At 56.5% G+C, this 17893-nt stretch carries 14 protein-coding genes; 2 read left to right on the top strand and 12 right to left on the bottom strand.

Translation table 11 applies throughout. From position 1 onward, the window contains the following. The 9 genes from tnpC to WCA10_RS26595 all read right to left on the bottom strand — a co-directional run. Nucleotides 1-947, bottom strand: a 947-nt coding sequence (gene tnpC / locus WCA10_RS26555) for an IS66 family transposase (protein WP_472825578.1), incomplete at its 3' end; no start/stop codon positions are given. A 103-nt stretch (nt 948-1050) separates the two neighbouring features. Then, complete coding sequence (gene tnpB / locus WCA10_RS26560; protein ID WP_472825579.1) at nt 1051-1437, bottom strand: IS66 family insertion sequence element accessory protein TnpB; 387 nt, start codon at nt 1435-1437, stop codon at nt 1051-1053. A gap of 3 nt (nt 1438-1440) precedes the next feature. Then, nucleotides 1441-1776: an IS66 family insertion sequence element accessory protein TnpA gene (tnpA, locus tag WCA10_RS26565; protein WP_472825580.1), complete on the bottom strand. Its 336-nt coding sequence runs from the start codon at nt 1774-1776 to the stop codon at nt 1441-1443. A gap of 93 nt (nt 1777-1869) precedes the next feature. After that, a complete protein-coding gene (locus WCA10_RS26570; protein ID WP_472825581.1) occupies nt 1870-2910 on the bottom strand; it encodes a thymidylate synthase in 1041 nt (346 codons plus the stop codon). Next, nucleotides 2897-4591 (bottom strand): nucleotide kinase domain-containing protein, encoded by a 1695-nt coding sequence (locus tag WCA10_RS26575; RefSeq protein WP_472825582.1) that lies wholly within the window; start codon nt 4589-4591, stop codon nt 2897-2899. Before WCA10_RS26575 ends, WCA10_RS26570 begins: the two co-directional genes overlap by 14 nt. Nucleotide 4592: 1 nt before the next feature. Then, nucleotides 4593-5387 (bottom strand): hypothetical protein, encoded by a 795-nt coding sequence (locus WCA10_RS26580; protein ID WP_472825583.1) that lies wholly within the window; start codon nt 5385-5387, stop codon nt 4593-4595. Further along, the gene (locus tag WCA10_RS26585; protein WP_472825584.1) at nt 5380-6240 is read right to left on the bottom strand and encodes an ImmA/IrrE family metallo-endopeptidase; all 861 of its coding nucleotides are present in this window, start codon (nt 6238-6240) and stop codon (nt 5380-5382) included. The genes WCA10_RS26580 and WCA10_RS26585 overlap by 8 nt, the downstream gene beginning before the upstream one ends. Beyond that, nucleotides 6237-6572 (bottom strand): helix-turn-helix domain-containing protein, encoded by a 336-nt coding sequence (locus WCA10_RS26590; RefSeq protein WP_472825585.1) that lies wholly within the window; start codon nt 6570-6572, stop codon nt 6237-6239. Before WCA10_RS26590 ends, WCA10_RS26585 begins: the two co-directional genes overlap by 4 nt. Continuing rightward, a complete protein-coding gene (locus tag WCA10_RS26595) occupies nt 6569-6853 on the bottom strand; it encodes a hypothetical protein (protein ID WP_472825586.1) in 285 nt (94 codons plus the stop codon). Before WCA10_RS26595 ends, WCA10_RS26590 begins: the two co-directional genes overlap by 4 nt. Before the next feature lie 303 nt (nt 6854-7156). On the opposite strand from WCA10_RS26595, the gene WCA10_RS26600 reads away from it, so the two are divergent. Then, the gene (locus WCA10_RS26600; protein WP_472825587.1) at nt 7157-7360 is read left to right on the top strand and encodes an HNH endonuclease; all 204 of its coding nucleotides are present in this window, start codon (nt 7157-7159) and stop codon (nt 7358-7360) included. A gap of 348 nt (nt 7361-7708) precedes the next feature. Continuing rightward, the gene (locus WCA10_RS26605; protein WP_472825588.1) at nt 7709-11143 is read left to right on the top strand and encodes a TM0106 family RecB-like putative nuclease; all 3435 of its coding nucleotides are present in this window, start codon (nt 7709-7711) and stop codon (nt 11141-11143) included. A 197-nt stretch (nt 11144-11340) separates the two neighbouring features. On the opposite strand, the gene WCA10_RS26610 is transcribed toward WCA10_RS26605, so the two are convergent. From WCA10_RS26610 to WCA10_RS26620, 3 genes are read right to left on the bottom strand one after another with little or no spacing between them, the layout of a single operon-like run. Next, a complete protein-coding gene (locus WCA10_RS26610; RefSeq protein ID WP_472825589.1) occupies nt 11341-13548 on the bottom strand; it encodes a DEAD/DEAH box helicase in 2208 nt (735 codons plus the stop codon). Further along, nucleotides 13523-14854, bottom strand: a complete 1332-nt coding sequence (locus tag WCA10_RS26615; protein ID WP_472825590.1) for an ATP-binding protein — start codon at nt 14852-14854, stop codon at nt 13523-13525. Before WCA10_RS26615 ends, WCA10_RS26610 begins: the two co-directional genes overlap by 26 nt. Next, complete coding sequence (locus WCA10_RS26620; protein WP_472825591.1) at nt 14851-17859, bottom strand: tellurite resistance TerB family protein; 3009 nt, start codon at nt 17857-17859, stop codon at nt 14851-14853. Before WCA10_RS26620 ends, WCA10_RS26615 begins: the two co-directional genes overlap by 4 nt. Between the last annotated feature and the right edge of the window lie 34 nt (nt 17860-17893).

The following is a 17893-nucleotide window of genomic DNA, read 5'->3' on the forward strand; positions in this document are numbered from 1 at the left end:
GCATGCACCATCTTCGGCCCGCCCACGCGATCATATGCGGCGTAGCCATCCGTTTGGAGAAGTCCTTCGAAGTTGCCGAGGAAGTTCAGCGGGCCCTCGCGTTTGCGGCTCATGCGGAAATCAAAAACCGCCATGCCGCACGGCGTCCCATACTGCCAGAGATACGCCTGATGATTGGTGCCGCTTCCGTCATGCGTTTGTACATCGACCGGAGTTTCATCCGCCTGGATGTAGGTGCCGGCGAGCAACTGGTTCCGCATCGCTCCGGCTACCGGCATCAACATCTCTCCGATGGTCATCACCCAGCCGCACATCGTAGCCCTGCTGATATCGATGTCCGCGTCACGCAACAAGGCTACGCTTTGCCGAAAAAGTGGGTTGTGATCACAGTATTTCGTCACCACCGTGTTGATGATCACTCTGTCCGATACCAGGCTTTTATCGATGATCCGGATGGGAAGCGCCGCCGCCGTCACGCCTTGCTCGGGACAGGATTTGCAGGCTCGCTTCTCGCGCTTGGTCACCTGCACGAAATAACGCGCCGGCTCGACATCCAGCACTTCGCTGACTTCGTAGCCGATCACTCGAGTCTCAGCGCCGCAGTTACCGCATAAGCACTGCTCCGGCGTGCAGGCAATCATCCGTTCCACACGGGGAAGATTCGCGGGCAGAGTCTGACGTCCGGGATGCTTGCGTTTCTTTTGTTCCGTAACAGGCGGCGGTGCTTTGCGCTCGCTCTCGGCAACTACTTCTTCCTGACTAACCCCGGGCTCTTGCTCCAGTAGTTCCAGTTGCAAATTGCTTAGCTTCTCGCTGCTCGGTCCATATTTCTGAATCCGCACCAAACGAAGACGCTCTTCGAGCACCTGGATCTTCAACCGTGCATACTCGAGCTCTCTGTTCTGCGACGCAACCTGCTCCTTCAGCTGCGCGACAACCTCAGCCAAGAAGGGTTCCGAATGCGGAGGAAGAGTAGGCTCAGAAGGGGTGCTCACGATGTCTTTTTGATAACATAAGTTCTTGTGGATAAATGAGCGAAATATCCAGTGTTTATGCGGTGTTAAGTGACTCTGTTGGTTCTTCCTCCCGAGGTTTGCGATACCACTTGCGGGGCCGCGTCTGAGTCAGATCAATCCCACCTAAAAGCAGCGCCAGTTCCTCGGAACTCAGAACGATTTTCTTTACCGTACTGTCCGCATCCGGCCACCGAAACCTTCCTCCGTCCAACTTTTTCGCACACACCCAAAGTCCGCTTCCGTCGTATACGAGAAGCTTCAGGCGATTGCGTCGCGCATTCGTGAAAACAAACACATGGCCGCTTTCTGGATCGCAGCCCAGATGTTCGCGTACTAGCCCGTAGAGGCCATTGAAATTCTTCCTCATGTCCGTAGCGCCGGAGGCAACATAGATCCGCGTCGCCGGTCCAAACCCGAACACCGACTACGCCCGGCCCATTACGGTCAGCAGACGTTCCAATGTTTCCGCATCGAATCCACGACATACTTCGATCCGACGTCCGCTTCCCAATTCAACGACCAGAACACCGTCGCGCCCGGTGACGCTGTGGACATCTCGCGCCGTGGAGGGAACCACTTCGACGGGAACAAAAGCCCTGCCCTTCGACTGGCGCCCACCATGCACGCGTTGACGATATTTATCCAGCGTCCCTACAGCCAGGCCACGCTGCTGGCAAAACGACGCCCGCGCCAATCCACTCGATTCAAACTCCGCAACAAGGACCTCAACCTCGGCCAAACTACGTCGTCTGTGCTTCACTCCCACTTCGCTCATAGCTTCAGTGCACCACTAAACGCGGCGCAGGAACAGAGTGCGTTGCTCGGACGGATACACTTCCTCGACGTCTCATCTTTATCCCTGAGTTGAATCATTAACTGGCGCCTCAGGTCGATGAGGCCCCTTTCTTTCCGCCCAACGCTCCCAAAGCTGCATCAGAATAGGGTTCTCGCAGAGAGCAATGGCCTCGTGGACGCCATTGATGCTCTTCCTGCGCCGGGCAGCATCGGCGGCCACAACAGCCATCAAGTTTCCGAAGGCCTGCGGTGCATCATCAAGTCGAGCGACGGTCCTATATTCCTTCGGCGTGAGTTCTTTCTGCACCAGTGCGTCCACCCTTTTATTCATCTCACGCCAAATCGGATCGGCCTCATGCTTGGGAAGTGCTAACGAGTCCGAGGTCGGGGTCATGGGCACCGGGATGGATGAAAAAACATCGTCTGCATTCTTTTCGTAGAGATGTAGACTGTCGGCAAAATGCGTATAAGTCCCGGGCTCGATGCCGATCCACCCTGCGAGTACCTCTTGCAATGTCATGAACTGCACAAAGTTATGCGGGAGACCCAGGAAAATGTCGTTGCTGCGCATGATCTGCGACCACTCCAGCCTCCCGTTCCGCACCTTGAGCATGGAGCAGATGTTGCACGGGATGTCGTCTGCGACCGGCGTTCCGCCATCCGAGGGAAAATCGAGCGTCGCGTCCCAAATCTGCAATACAACCTGACGCCCATCCCCATTCGTCTTGAGCGCATTGCTCGCACGGTCCAGTTGGTCGAATCCGAGGTTGTTGCGCAGCCTGTGGCCATATGCACCGTGATACTCCGCCCCGGTGCCCGCATATTTCGGCAAGAGAGGATTGAAAAAGTTGAGGTATGAGGAGTCGCGACGGCCGTTCAGAATGCCGATGACTTCGACGATGGCAAAAGCCACGCTCAGTGCCGGAGCGCGTGATACCACCCACCGTTGGCGCGAATCATGAACGTGAATCGTTACATGCAGCAATTCAGAGGTATATCCCCCTCTCCCGTTCTGCCGCAGTACGTCTGTCCCATCCTTGATCGCATCAACGGCAAGTCGCCATGCCTCATCGGCGGACGCAGCATCAAATGACCGCATGTGGTGCCTCCTTCTCGCGCTCGATCAATTCATTGAGGCCCCATTTGGGTGGATACCAATACTCAATCGGCGACGGTGTACTTCGAAAGACCTGTTTGATGCGGGTTCTCCCGGTGATTCCGACGATATCCGGATGTGCGTGCCGGGCGTATTTGTCAACCTCGCAGAACAGGTTTTGACAGTCGATTAGTTGGAGAGATCGACCCCATAACGATTTGAATTCGATCCCTAGGCGTTCGAATTCTTTTTCCTGCCGGTCGGCCACCAATTTGATAATGTCTGCCTCATTGAGTCCGCCGAGGTCCTTGAAGCACTTCCGAATTCCGTCCCGCGCGCCGGGACCAGGAACGACGAACTCCATTTCGCTAAATGAAGTCAGCTCACTGTAATTGAGGTCGGTGGCGTATTGATATGCCAAGAAATCGCCGATCATCGGATAGGAAAGCAATACCTCGAACACATCGCGCATTCGCTTCACATGCGTGATTCGTTCCGGAACACCCTCGGCCAGCATATTGCGCAAGAGCGCAAGGTGATTGCGATGCTTCTTAGGTTCGCCATGCTTTCCCCCGGAGGGCATGATGTACGCGGCGGAGTAAATGGTCTGCTTGCGGGCCATTGCTGCAGTCAAGACGTCATCAAAGGAATTGAGGTCGAATGTTCGGGTGCTCAACGGCCCGAGGGCGTTTTCCAAGAGTTGCCACGTTTCGATCTTGTTGAAGAGCTTGAACAAGATGGTCCTGAAGAACACCTCGTCGGCGCGTTGATCGCCCTGGTAGATAACGTTCCGAATCAAGAACTGACTGACCCGATCCGATGCACGATAGGCATTAGTGAATTTGAAATGCGATAGGATTGGGTCATCGGTCCACGGCGGCAACGCGCGAGATGCGCGCTTGAAGAACACGTCTTGGCGCTTCGCCGCAAAGCGCCAATAGGTATCGTAGACTTCCGATGGAATAGCCGGGGAAAGCTTCGTAAAGACGACTGGTGCCTGCCAACGCGATGACGGAGGTTCTGAATGAAGCGGGAGCGTCCGTTGCCGTGGAGGAATCGCACGACGGTGGGATGCCAGGGATGTCCCGACCTTTACTAAGGACAAAATGTCGTAGAGCGACTCCTCGATTGTTCTAGCGGTCGAAATGCGATGAACGGCATACTTCTCCTTTTCAATCTCCTCGAGTTCCGCATACGCGTCTTCGAGGAGATTGTGCACTGCAGACGAATGCTCCATCCGCGCCGGTGTTGATCGCACAAGGAGAAAAATGGCTGTCGGGCGGTGATGTGACCAATGGTGAAGCTCAAGATCGATCATAAGTCTGAGCGACTCTGGGTCCATGCCAGAAACTTTCCCATACGCGACGGTAGACCACCAGAAACGATCCATCACGACGATCTCGCCGGATTCAAGTGCCGGACTGATGGTCGTGTGAATTGCGTCGATATGCGCGGCTACATGGAGCAACTGTTTTGCCGCAGGAGTGATGCCATGGAGTCCGTACCGCTCCGGGGAATGATGGATGTTGTATATAAGTTCTCCGAGTGACCCTTCGATGTGTCCTGGAGAGCTGACGTAGCGTGCATGATGTCCTTGCGAAGTGAGCCACTCAACAAGCCGGAGGCTCAGCGTCGTCTTTCCGGTCCCATCGGGACCTTCGAAGATGAGTAATTGGCCGGGCATTCTATCCTTCATTCGTCGCCAAGATCGCTTCTGGTGCGTCTGCGATAAGCGCGAGCGCGCGGCTGGCGATGGCTTGCCCCTCTCTCGCACCGATGTCGAGTTCTGCAATCGATGCCACGCACGTCACGCGGGTAAGTTCCCGACCCCATTCATGGGCGAAGAACCTCCCGAGTTCGCACAAACCGATGTAGTTTCCGTAGGCACGCTCAAAAAGTGTTTGAGTGGCATAAAAGCCTGTCACCGACAATTCGCTTTCGTTGATGGGGCTGATCGAAACCTGTTGGAGGCAGGGAAAGCCGCGCTGGCGCTGATTCGTATGGTCCCGCGTGGGGTCGATGACGGACAACTGGTAGGCGCTCCGCCGATGATTTCCGGCCTCCCGCGTCGCGAGGACATGCGCAAGCTGATTGACGGGAGCGAGCGCACCTTTCGGATGGAACCGAATCATCCGTTCGAAGTAGATCCCGTTATGGTTGAGTCGGCACTTGTGAAGCCGTGGTAATACGCGCGCGTAGCGTTCAAAGAGAACCTGGGGCGGGTTGTTGGGGTTCCACAGCGAGGAGGGAAAGATCGTGCTCGCGACAGTGCGGATTGACTGCATCCCGTGACCCCGAAGTTCTGCGTCCAGGAGCGCCCGAATCCGCTGGTCCTCGCGAACGACGTTCTCATCGAATCCCGTGACGCATACAACCAAGGGAACAATCTCATGCTTTGGCGCATCGGCGATCTCGCTGAATGCCAAAGCCCATGCCGTTGATACGCTCTCGCTCTCAATGACCACTGGTCCTCTAGTCATACTCGACCTGCTCAAGGTGACGGAACAAGCTGCGGCCTTCGTAATGTTTCCGCGTGACTCTTCCGAATGCAGCCCAACCGCTCGGCGACTCGAATCGGCCAATGCCGGTGGTGACCGCTTGGTACAGCACCCCATGCGCGAGTACGGCGCGTTTCGCGCAAAATGGTCCCTCAGTTGCGGTGCCCGGAGGAAGCAGCAGTAGGTCTCCGACCGACGCATCGACCGGCCTTCCGCTCCACTGCTCGTCGACGATGACGAGTTCCTCGGACGTCGGTTGGCCCAAGACGGATTCCCGGATCTCTTTCGGCGTGAATCGGTCCATGGCGGCAAACCGTTCTTGGATGATCGAACGAAGCGCGTAATGAAGATGCCCGGCGAGCGTCGAGTACCCAACGCCGAGCCAGCACGCAACACGGTAGAAATCGAGGGGATTCGCGGTAGCGGGATGCAGTTTCCTCACCGAAAACGCGTGGTCCACCGCAGACTTCGGCATGAGCAGCATTCCGGCGAACATATCAGCACGCACTTCGTCGTCCTGTCGGACCGTCCCGGAATTGGGATCGAATAATTCGTCAACCCGAGTACCGTCTCCGAATGCATGGTGGCCAAGTTCATGAGCGCATGAAAACCGCTGCCGTCCGGCGGGTCGCTCTGAAGCGATCAAGATGACGGGTGCCTCCTGCCGCAGATACATGCCCTCCATGCTCGATATTTTGGTGAAGCGCACCTCAACCCCGAGCTGCTGCGCCACGTCGAAGACGTCAATCGCATCCCAAGGCTTGGCGTGCACCTCCGCTCGAATCCGAAGCGCACGCGTCGCCGCCGATTTTGCCAAGGCCTGCCGGTTATTCATTCACCCTCCGGCTTGCTCCGTAACGACGTCAGCAAGTCCATCAAAAGGTCAACGTCGCCGGGCTTCAACTTCGACAATTCGCGCGCGGCGAGCGCGAGTCTATCGGTGGCAGGATCGCGCGGTTCGCCGGTGAGCCAACCGACGGTGACGGAATATATCTTGGCGAACTTCGTCAACTCTTCAGCCGCTACGCTCCGGCGTCCTGCTTCGATTTCGGAGACCGACGGGCGATGCATCTCTACGAGCTTGGCAACTTGGCCTTGACTCAAACCGGCTCTCTCCCGAGCAAGGCGTAGTCGCGACGCGATTGCATTCCGCTGCTCGATCGTCATGCGACCTCCTGCTTTACCGTGGCATTGACTGCGAGGCGATCTGCAATTTCGCCGATCGTGAGATCGCCGTCGTCAGCAGGGGTAAACGGATTGAAGTCCGGTCCAAAGGAAAGATCTTCCAGCAGGAGTGCAGTGACCTCCTCGCCATTCAGGCTGTCGAAGCCATCGACATCGACGAATGGACGCCAGTGTTCGTCGAGCACATCGACCTTCCTGCCGCTCTGTTCCTGAATCTGGGCAATGGCGTGGCAGACCATTTGGAGCGCTTCGTCTCGGCTCATATGTCCTCCTTACCGATGGTAAGAAAATCTTACCACAAGTCCCCGGTGAGTCAACAGCACATGTGTCTGACGAAACAAACAGGATGGGTTCCTAGGCAGCGCTTACTCTCTTCGAGCCGCAACAACAATCTGGAGGAAACTATGAGACTCCGTCGGAATCAACTCTGTCCGATTCACCGTTCCCTGTTCTGCTGCGGCAGGGAAGCGATTCCGAGAGAAAGATGGCAGCGTCAGATGGGAGTCCATCGCATCGACGATTCCCAACACCCGCGAGGCTACCGGGAGATCCGCTCGAATGCGGAAATGCGCAAACTGTTGGACAAGAAGATTGTTGTCCAAAACGGCGAGTGCGCTCTCTGCAATGAAAAGTTCAGCAACTATAGCGACATCGTACCCGATCACATCAATCCCCGCGGCATGGGAGGGGCATGGAGAGACGACCATCCGGAGAACATTCAGGCCGTCCACTGGTGGTGCAACGGAGAAAAGGGGTCGAGCAGAGGGTGAAGTCGGCACGAGTTCGTCGGGCATCTTCGCCGAACGGTAAGGCACATTGAGACGCGCTACCCAGCAAGGGTGCCTTGGTCGGTTTCGATGAATCGGTCAGAAGCTCCAGAAGATGTGGACTGTCTCCTTGCAATTTCGCCCACGCGCCGAGCTTTCAATTTCTTCTGCCGGATACGTCCGAACCAGATCAATCGGCAGATGCGATGGCTCAGCCGGTGCTAGCAATCGCTCATAGACCCGGTTGCGTTCCAGCTCAACGATAACGACACAACATAGAGCTCAACGATCTTTTGTGCCGAAGCGCGCGACGATCCTCTTACAATGGAGGCAACTGAAAAGAGCCAAGCAATGAACAAGAGCGCTACGAGCATCCGGCTGTCTGCGAGTGATTTGAGCAATCACCTAGCCTGCCTTCACCTCACTGCGCTGGACTTGGAGGTGGCGGACGGAGAACGCCCAGCACCTGACTGGAATTCGCCGGATGCACAAATCCTGCGGGAGCGTGGCATCGCTCATGAAAACGCCTATGTCGAGCATCTGCGGTCCAGCGACCTTGCTGTCGTGAGCTTCAGGGATCTTGGCAATGATGAGCAGGCCGTCGACGAAACGATTCTGGCCATGCAAGCGGGAGTGGACATTATTGTTCAGGCCGCGTTCAGTGTAGGGAACTGGTTCGGGCGAGCTGATGTGCTGCGGAAAGTGGAGCGCGCAAGCAGACTCGGCGACTGGTCCTACGAGGCCTATGATTGCAAGCTCGCTCGTGAGACCAAAGCAGCCACCATTCTTCAGTTGTCACTCTACTCCCACCTTTTGGAGGCCGCTCAGGGGATGCTTCCTGAGTTGATGTATGTGGTCCCGCCCGGTGAAACCTTCGAACCTGAGAAATACCGGGTCCTTGATTACGCGGCCTACTACCGATATGTGAAGTCCCGGCTGCAAACGGTTGTCAATGCGGAAGACGGCACAGGTGAAACGTACCCCGAACCAACCGCGCACTGCGAGGTCTGCAGGTGGCAGCAGGAATGCGACCAGGAGCGGCGAGACGATGACCACCTGTCCCTTGTCGCAGGCATCAGCAGGCTCCAGCGCAAGCAACTTGGCATCTGGGACACAAACACTGTCTCAGCCCTCGCGGGATTTCCGGTACCAATTCCGCACCGTCCCGATCACGGCTCCCGCGAAAGCTATGTACGCGTCCGCGAACAGGCACGCGTCCAGGTTGCGGGGCGCGAGTCGGGAAGCCCGGTCCATGAAGTGTTGCAGGTGAGCGATGAACACGGACTCAACCTCCTGCCGGCGCCTTCGCCCGGAGACGTTTTCTTCGACCTCGAGGGAGATCCCTTTGTCGGCCTGAACGGCAGGGAGTACCTGTTCGGCGTGCTCTTAATGGACGCGGCCCCGCCGCTTTATGAGTGCCGTTGGGCTCTGAGTGCGGCTGACGAGAAAGATGCGTTCACGTGGTTCGTGGATTTGGTGATGGCTAGGTGGGCGCAATACCCGTCGATGCACATCTACCATTTTGCTCCGTACGAACCCTCCGCATTGAAGCGGCTGATGGGCCGATATGGCGTACGCGAGGATGAAATCGACCAGATGCTGCGTGCAAAGCTATTCATTGACATGCACACGGTGGTCAGGCGGTCGGTCCGCGCCAGTGTCGAGCAATATTCCCTGAAAGCACTCGAAGCGTTTCACGGATTTGAGCGGAGAATACCCCTGAACGAGGCAGGCTCGGCGATGCGGGCCATGCAGCATGCCCTTGAAGCGGAGCGTAGTCCGCAGGTGGGTGATACCGTCAAACAGGCGATTGTCCTCTATAACTGCGACGACTGCTTCTCCACCAGTTCCTTACGCGACTGGCTGGAATGCGAGCGAATTCAGCTGGAAAATGCAGGGCACCGACTGACGCGTCCGGTTCCATCGGACGGAACGGCCGGCGACGAGGTGAGCGAGCGCCAGCAGCGAACGGCGACGCTGTCCGAGGCTATGACCCGGAACATTCCTGCTGAGCCGGATCAGCGCAGCGATGATCAGGCGGCATCCTGGCTGCTTGCCAATCTGCTGGACTGGCACCGGCGCGAGGCAAAAGCCGACTGGTGGGAGTATTTTCGGCTGAAAGACCTAACCGATGAAGACCTCCTCGACGAGCGATCGGCGATCGCGGGGCTCAGGTTCATTTCCACGCTCGAAGTAGTACGCAAGATTCCGAGGGATCGCTATTCCTTCGATAAGCAGGAGACAGACGTCAGGGCGGGCGATACCGTCTGCCAGCGCGGCGAGAAGATTGGCGAAGTCGTTGCGATTGACGTCGTTGCACGCACCGTCGATATCAAAAAGATGAAGAAGACCGCGGGCGTGCACCCGAGTGCCGTGTTCGTCGATAAGACCGGCCCGAATACCGATGTGTTGGCTGACGCTCTTTACCGCCTGGGTTCCTGGATTGAGTTTAACGGTGTGGATGCTCCCGGGCCATTCAGGGCGGCACGGGACTTGCTGCTGCGCCGGTCGCCTCGGCTCGCTGGCGACGGTTCAACGCTCCTGCAGGCGGGCGAATCAACTGTAGATGCTGCCAAGCGTTTCGCTGGCCTTCTCAACGATTCGGTGCTTGCAATTCAGGGGCCCCCTGGTGCCGGGAAGACATTTACCGGTGCACGGATGATGTGTGAACTGATAAGGCAAGGCAAGAAAGTCGGCATTACCGCCGCGAGCCATAAGGTAATTCGCAACCTCCTCGATGAAGTCGTCTCATCGGCCGAGGAGAGCGGCATTGCGGACCTGCGGTGCGTTCAGAGGGTAAGCGAGAAGCCCGAGGAGATTGCGCCCGGCATCACCTTCGCCATCGACAACGCAGAGCCGCTTGCGGCACTCCGATCCGGTGCTCAGGTAGGTGCGGGTACAGCCTGGCTGTGGTCGCGCGAGGATTATTTCGAGGCGGTGGACGTACTTTTCGTGGATGAGGCCGGGCAAATGTCCCTCGCGAACGTACTTGCGATAGCACAGGCCGCAAAGAGCCTAGTATTGCTTGGTGATCCCCAGCAACTAGACCAGCCCCAGAAGGGCAGCCATCCCGACGGGGCGGAAGTGTCGGCGCTTGAGCACCTGCTCGATGGAGCCAGAACGATTCCACCAGACAAAGGACTCTTCCTAGAGCGAACATGGCGGCTTCACCCGGCCATTTGCAAGTTCACTTCCGAGGTCTTCTATGAAGGGCGTCTGAACTCCCGAGACGGGCTGGAGCGGCAGGGCGTCTCGGGGCACCCGTGGCTCAGCGGCTCCAATCTCTGGTTCGTCGCTGTCGAACACGAAGGAAACCAGAATTCTGCATCCGAAGAGGTGGAGTGCATTGCAACACTGATCGAATCGCTTCTCGAGCGTGGGGTCGACTGGGTCGATGATCAAGGACAGAGCCGCGCATTGCAAATGGAGGATATTCTCGTCGTTGCTCCGTACAACGCGCAGGTGTCGGATCTCATGACGCGAATGCCGCATGCAAGAATTGGTACGGTAGATAAATTCCAGGGGCAGCAGGCGCCCGTGGTGATCTATTCGCTCACGACCTCATCACCGGAGGATGCGCCGCGCGGAATGGAGTTCCTATACAGCCTGAATCGCCTCAACGTGGCAACCTCCCGGGCGCAGGCGATCGTGATTATTGTCGGAAGCCCTCTCCTGCTGGAACCGGAATGTCGCAGCCCGAGGCAGATGCAGCTCGCAAACGCGCTCTGCCGCTATGTTGAGCTGGCACAGTTCGTCGATGAAGACATCCCCTTTGCACGGCCTTGAACAGCGGTACCGTGGGAGATTGCCCAATTCCTACGGGCGAAGAAGTTCGTGTGAGACGACTTGATCCCTGCGCCGATCCGGATGAATTGCAAACGGTAGCGTTATGGAAAGAATATCCCTTAGCGGCAGACCGCCGCCTCTGCTTGATCTGGTGGTGTTTATGTAAGGTTGTAGGACGCGATTTACCGGTTCACCTTTTATGGTTCAGATGTCAATCGAAGCTTAAGAAAGTTCTGAACACCTTCCACATCGAGCTTTGCAGAGGCAAAACTCGCACTCAGCAAATCGTCTGGAAGCATTCCGTCCCACTTCTCAATCGTTTTGTTTGGTACCGTCGCGGCGAGTTGGATCGGGTCCTCAGCAGACCCAACCGCGATGTCTTGAAGCATTTCCCTGATAGATGAAACAGAAGAATCCTTCACCGAGATGGAAAGACCGCCATCGAAGACGGTCCGCTTCCCCCTGACCTGAAGCATGAGAGTCAGCGTGTCTTTGATGACGTCTCCGCACCACGGAACGATTTGAACTTCGCTGCCGCTCTGCAGGATCCATTTACGATCGAGTTCCATGTGCTTGTAGTTCGCGCGAGCAGCTTCCAGCAGTTCCTTGCCCTCAGGGTCGAGGAAAGGGACCGGAAAAGTCGAGCGGAGAATGTTTCGTATCTCCTCCCGCACCCGGTCGTGAATGTCGGCTCCCATGGTGTCATTGAATTTCGGAATCGTACCGCCAGTTGCCGGCTTGACTTGAACCACCTTGTCTTCCGCGGCAACCGAAACGACCTGCCAACGCCTACCTGCGAAGATCAAATAAGAATCTGGCGAAAGCGGGCGCGAGATCGGCATTGAGCCGAGCGTTTGGTTGCCGTTTACGATGCTGTACTCTTCCTCGGAAGCAAATGCAGCATAGAAAGAGTAATGTTCGGTGATGCGCTCTCCGTAGGGCGCGAGGAGAATCAGACCAGTTGAGTCTTGGAAGATGATCTCCCGCTTGCCAAGTTCCCGCAGAAGTGACGCGAATTGGTCCGAGGTCACGGCGCTGAAGGGCCCTTTCGCGCAGAGCACATTCCAGAGCTTAGCCGCGTTCACGCCACCATATTGAGAGATGGTAGAAAGAATCTGCTGGACCAGTGTGGAGGCGTGAAGCTTATTGGCTCGAATGGGTTCGTACCATCCATCAGCTAGCAGCCGCACCATGGCGGCGGTGGTTAGAAGATTTTCACATAGCAACTCCGAGATTCCTGGGTTGTCCGACTCTTCCTCGATACAGTAGCCGCGCAGTATCATTGGCTCGCCCTTGCGGCGACCTGATCTACCCAGCCTCTGACGCAGACTGGCAACCGACGGTGGGGGGCCGACCTGGACAACGCTCTTGACCGGACCGATATCGATGCCAAGCTCGAGAGTTGACGTGCAGATCGCCGTAGCTGGTCGATCCGTCTTCTTGAGCGCTTCTTCGGCATCTTCGCGAACTTCTTTGGAGAGATTGCCGTGATGCGGCCAGAACTCGTTCGGAAGTCCCATCTGTTCGCAGGAGTTGCGGAGCGAATCAGCGTAGTATTCGACCTCGCTTCGAGCGTTCGGAAACACAAGATTGCTAGTTCCGCGAAGCACCTTAAACAGGTCCTTAGCTATGGAAGATCTTGCGGTATCGACGGACGCATTGCCGGGTCCGGCTGTTGACTGAAGATAACCCTTGATGAGAACTTTCAGATCGTGTCCATCGCCCTTCGAGTCGACGATGCTCACTTTGCGGCTCTGGTCCGGTCGCAGGAAGGTTGCTGCACCACTCATGTCCCCAAGCGTTGCCGAGAGCCCGATACGCATAACAGGCCGAGCGAGGGAAGTCTCGATTCGGTGCAGGAGAGACTGGAGCTGCTTTCCGCGTTCTGTACCGATGAAGGCATGTAACTCGTCAACGACAACGTAGGCGAGAGAACGGAGCAGGCCAGCTAAGCCGTGGCCGCGGCGGCAAAGCAGAGCCTCGAGCGACTCGGGGGTGATCAGCAGGCAGCCTTTAGGATTCTTGAGAAAGCGCTCCTTGCGCTGTTGGCCGATGTCTCCGTGCCAGGGTGTGACGTCGATCTCCATCTTTTCGGTCAATTCATCGAGTCGGCGCCACTGGTCATTGATGAGGGCTTTGAGGGGAGAAATATAGATAGCTAATGGTTCTTGTGGGGAGGGCGCTCCCATGCGGGTGAGGATCGGAAAGAACGCGGCCTCGGTTTTACCCGAGGCCGTTGTCGCCGCAATGATCACATCGTCGCTTCCGTCAAGGATGAGCGGGATAGCCCGCGCCTGGGCGTCGCGAAGTTCGGTCCAATTCGAGGCCCAAATCCATTGCTTAATGCGACTGTCGAGTAACTCGAAGCTGTTCGGCAGTTCAGAGTTTGAAACCGGTGAATTCATCATCTCCGATACCGGAGGTGCCAAGCATGCCTGGGTCTACATCCGCTACTTCCAGGTCAGCGCTGCCACCCATGTCTTTCTTGACCTCGATTTGGCCGGTCAACTGCTGCCAGTCGAGGCTGGGATTCTGTTCGATCACGGAGAGGAGGTTGACCCACGAGGTGATTGTGGTCCGGGGCGTACGAAAATACGCCTCTCCTATCCGCTGGTAGCAGTGGTCCATGAAGCCCTTCTGCCCGTCTTCGGGGATGAGACTGCGGGCTTCATCGCCATAGACATAGACCGTTTGAATCTTCCCCAGGAGTACGAAGAAATCTTCGGGTGTGAGGCTTGAAAGTTTCAAAACAGGATGATTGAAGTCAATGACCCCGGCGCTCTTGGCGAACATGTTCTCAGCAAGCCGCGATTGCAGTGCACTGTAGGAAAACAAACCGCGTCGAGTGTCGTTCAGAAACTCAGGAGTCCCCCCGAGAAGGAACCCGAGCCCTTCCACATTTCCCTGGAGGGTATCGTTGAGCATGCGGAGGATCTGTTCGTAATTGGATTCTCGAGCCTGCCGGCTGGAAAGCTTGTAGAGGTTGACCATCTCGTCAAGACAGACGAGCAGCCCTGTGAAGCCGGAAAGCCGGACGAATAGGCTCATCAGTTTGAGCTGGTCATAGAAAGATGCGTCATCAACAAAGGTCCGGACGCCAAGCGCATTGCGTGCGTCGGTCTTGGTCGTATATTCCCCACGGAGCCAGCGAATCGCATTGGCTTTGAGGTCCTGATTATTGTCGCGTGAGGCCTTCCAGTAGGTCTCGATCACATGCGCGAAGTCGTAGCCATTCACCATTTCCGATAGGCGTTCCAGCTTTTCATGGATGGCGACGTCGACCCCCACGTTTCTGGTCCTCGCATCGCCTTCGGCTGTATAGATAAACTTCTCGACGATTCCGGCAAGCGCACCGCCTTCCGGCTTGGACTTGGTGGAGAGGTTCTTGGCAAGTTCGGCGTAGAGGGAACGTGCCTGGCCGCCGCTTCCGTGGAGGCGGCGGTCGGGGTTGAGATCTGCCGAGGTAGCAACTAGTTTTTTTTCGAGGCCGATCGACCGGATCAAATTCAGGAAGAAAGTTTTGCCGCTTCCGTACTCGCCGATGATCAGCCGAAATGCTGTGCCGCCGACGGCAACCCGCTCAAGGTCTTTCAGGAGGCTCTCGATTTCGTTGGAGCGGCCAACCTGGATCAGATGCTGACCAACGTTGGGTACAACACCGGCCCGCAACGCCTGTATCAACGCATCGCGGTCCTTGGGCCGAATATTCATGCGGTCTCCTTAACAATCAGGTCGCAATTGACCTCGATCGGTTCATCTCCCTCGAGGATCGCAGCGTCGAAGTGATTGAAGGCGGCATCGTTAATTCTCTCAATCGCGCCATCAATCATGAGACCCCGCTTCGAGCATAACTGCTCTGCTTCGGACTTGGTCCACTGTGATCTTGATAGTAATGCTTTGAGCAGGTCAGCGTGCTCAGGATCGAGCCCGAGAAGAGTATCTTGCTTCTCCGTAACAGCAGCGATGTCGACGTGTTCCTCAGTCGACTCAAAAACTTTATCGAGGATGGTCGAAATCTTCGCAGACTCAGAGCGCAGCGCGGCGATTCGATCTACGTCGAACTGGATGCCGCCTGCACCGGGAATTCCTATCGTCCTTCCGGGAGAGGCGATTTTGCCCTGCGTTTGAACCGAGTGAATCTTGCTATAGAGTCCCGCCTTCTCCAGACCGAGCAGACGAAAAAGGTCTTCCAGCGTGCGGACTTCACTTGGATCGACTGTGCCGTCGGCGGCCGCCACCTGCACAAGGAAGTTCCCAATGGTTTCGCGAATGTCGCTGGCCATTCCGTTGATCTGCTTTTTTAAGCGAGCAAGGGACGGCGGGTACTGTCGGTAAACGGCCAGTCTGGCGGCCAGCCTTCGCTTCTCGCATTCGGGTAGATCGATTTCAGAATCCAGATAGTTGAGGATCGTTGAAGCTTCCGTGTCGGAGAAACCCTCGCTCGAGGACGCGACGATCGATGCAAGTTGAAGAAGAAGCGCGGCTCCATTGAAGTGCTTGGAGACAGTGTTGCGCGTTTCAAGATCGCGCGCAGCGAAGACGACGACAGGATCATCCGGACCGGGAAGTTCCACGCCCAGCCGGGAATCCGGATCCATTCCGAGGCCCACGGTCGCAAGCTTCTCCACGAAATTGTTCAAGCGAAATCGCTTCAGAGTAGCTCCGGATGGAGGATAGCCTGGCAGTTCCTGGAACTTCATCACTTTGGGACGATCGGAGCGGAAGGCCTCGTACATCTCACGGATGTCGGATGGCCACAAAGCCACTGGCAAGATGCCCAATCCAGAGAGGGACTGGCATTCTTCGGGATTTTCCGTCGCAAAAGTGGAGAATTTGCGAAAAACTACGCTGGCCTCACTCCCAACCTTCTGGATCTCTTCCATCGTCTGCTGATTCATCGTCACGTCAGGAAGGGAGATTTCAATCCGCGCAACCGTCGTTTGTATGAGACTTGCATTCCCGAAGTGATGGTCAGCCGTGATCTTGGGGCCCGTTTTGGAAGACGTAATACCCTCGCCGAAACGCTCCTTATATATAAGGTTGAACATTTTGCGGCGAAGGTCCGGGAGAGGACCGTCCCCAGCATTCAACCCAGCAGAATTGTTCAAAGCGTACAGGGAGTAAGCCCATTCTGCGGGTAATGGCTTGTCTGCTTTGGCATATATGCCGACACCCAGTTTGACACTCAGGCGACGGCTACGGATCCTTTTCGGATCTGGTGCATCCGGGAGATTTTCCAGCACTGGAAGAGTAATGCTCTTCGCCTCGATATAGTCCAACAGCGACCCTGAGTAGCTGCCAAATGTGCCGCGATCGCCGTAGATGCCAGCGAGGCGTTCAATTTCATTGAGGATGGTATCGACTTCCGGATCCACTTTTGGGTCGCACGAGGGGAGGGTGAACAGTCTCTTCTCGAGTCCGTAGAAATAGAGAAACACATAGCCGATATCGGCCTGCGGATCGGATTTTCCGGTCGAAAGCCAGCCCAGATAGGCGGCACGGGCTTCTGGCGAGATCGAACTATAGCTCGGCCAATAGCCCATCAGGCGCTCGTGACAACTGATAGGCCCGGCAACCGGAAGGATGGGATCGATCACTGAGGGTTCCGCTGCCGACCCGCTCAGATCGAGGTGCCCCAGGTAGAGCAAGCCGCCCGGAACTGTATAGCCGCGCACTGTGACGTCCTTCCCGGCAGGCACCCACAAGTGGGAACCTTGAAATTTCTTGCTGGTGAACGTCGTCTCAACGGTGAACTTGATGGACTGAAAGGATTGCGGACGGATCGGTATGGTGGGCGCCGTCGGCTGCGCTGCAACCGGTATAGAAACGGGTTCAGTTGCGCCGGGAGAAGACTTAGCTGGTAAGGGTGCACCAGCTTTGCCAAGGCTGTTGTTCAGAGTCTCCTCATAGAACTTACGGTTGGTGTTGAAATCATCCACGAGGTTCTCTGTCTCGATATGGTTGTTGGCTAAGTTGGCGCACGCCTCAACGCAGGAGGTGACCGCATCGTAGGGCCCTGATGACGATGGAGTACTGTCTAATTCCCGGCAGATGCGCTCTGTCTCTTCAGTTCCGGCCTTGATGGCTTCAGCATTGAGACTTGCTGTCAGCCAATGGAAGAACGTTGTCTTCTCAGAGGCAGATTGGAGCCGTCTCGTATAAGTGTCGACCTGACTCTGATGGTGCAGGAGCTTCTCGCCGAGATCGAGCTCGAATCGGCGTGTCCGATAGATCGCTTCAATTATTGGCCATTCTTGAGTCGAGAATGGCACACACGGATGGGGAATCGGCTTGTTCCAAGAGTCATTGATGACGACAGTCGCTGTTGTCGCGATGTTCATGGCGGAAGATGGCCCGACGCCGCGCAGCGACCCGAAGCGGTCAGCGCTCCATCCTCTCACGTCGGCGAGGGTGTATAGACCTGCTTGCTTCAGGGGTTGGAGCAGGAGACCTTTTCTGTGGTTCCGCAATTCGTCAACGGGAATCGACCGCAGTCGGGCAATGCGAACGTCATCCTTGTATTTCGCAGCTGATTGCGGGAGTGCTCCGCGAAGAGACAAGGAGCGGTTTCTTAGGTCCTCCACAGCAGCACTGAAGTTGTGGACGGTTTTCCGGGCTCGACGGCGTAGGCGCGCAACCGGGGAAAACGCATACGTAACCCACGCTATGACGGAGGCAATCGAGAGAAAGGAAATAACGACGACGATAAAGTTCATTGGAGATTTAATTCCCTCCAAGTTCTCAGGGAGC

Source organism: Occallatibacter sp. (genome assembly GCF_049582745.1).
Lineage (GTDB): Bacteria > Acidobacteriota > Terriglobia > Terriglobales > Acidobacteriaceae > Telmatobacter.

Coding starts and splice junctions, on each gene's coding strand:
- WCA10_RS26570 (WP_472825581.1), bottom strand. CDS start 2,910: ATGCGGTCATTTGATGCTGCGTCCGCCGATGAGGCATGGCGACTTGCC.
- WCA10_RS26575 (WP_472825582.1), bottom strand. CDS start 4,591: ATGCCCGGCCAATTACTCATCTTCGAAGGTCCCGATGGGACCGGAAAG.
- WCA10_RS26580 (WP_472825583.1), bottom strand. CDS start 5,387: ATGACTAGAGGACCAGTGGTCATTGAGAGCGAGAGCGTATCAACGGCA.
- WCA10_RS26585 (WP_472825584.1), bottom strand. CDS start 6,240: ATGAATAACCGGCAGGCCTTGGCAAAATCGGCGGCGACGCGTGCGCTT.
- WCA10_RS26590 (WP_472825585.1), bottom strand. CDS start 6,572: ATGACGATCGAGCAGCGGAATGCAATCGCGTCGCGACTACGCCTTGCT.
- WCA10_RS26595 (WP_472825586.1), bottom strand. CDS start 6,853: ATGAGCCGAGACGAAGCGCTCCAAATGGTCTGCCACGCCATTGCCCAG.
- WCA10_RS26600 (WP_472825587.1), top strand. CDS start 7,157: ATGCGCAAACTGTTGGACAAGAAGATTGTTGTCCAAAACGGCGAGTGC.
- WCA10_RS26605 (WP_472825588.1), top strand. CDS start 7,709: ATGAACAAGAGCGCTACGAGCATCCGGCTGTCTGCGAGTGATTTGAGC.
- WCA10_RS26610 (WP_472825589.1), bottom strand. CDS start 13,548: ATGAATTCACCGGTTTCAAACTCTGAACTGCCGAACAGCTTCGAGTTA.
- WCA10_RS26615 (WP_472825590.1), bottom strand. CDS start 14,854: ATGAATATTCGGCCCAAGGACCGCGATGCGTTGATACAGGCGTTGCGG.
- WCA10_RS26620 (WP_472825591.1), bottom strand. CDS start 17,859: ATGAACTTTATCGTCGTCGTTATTTCCTTTCTCTCGATTGCCTCCGTC.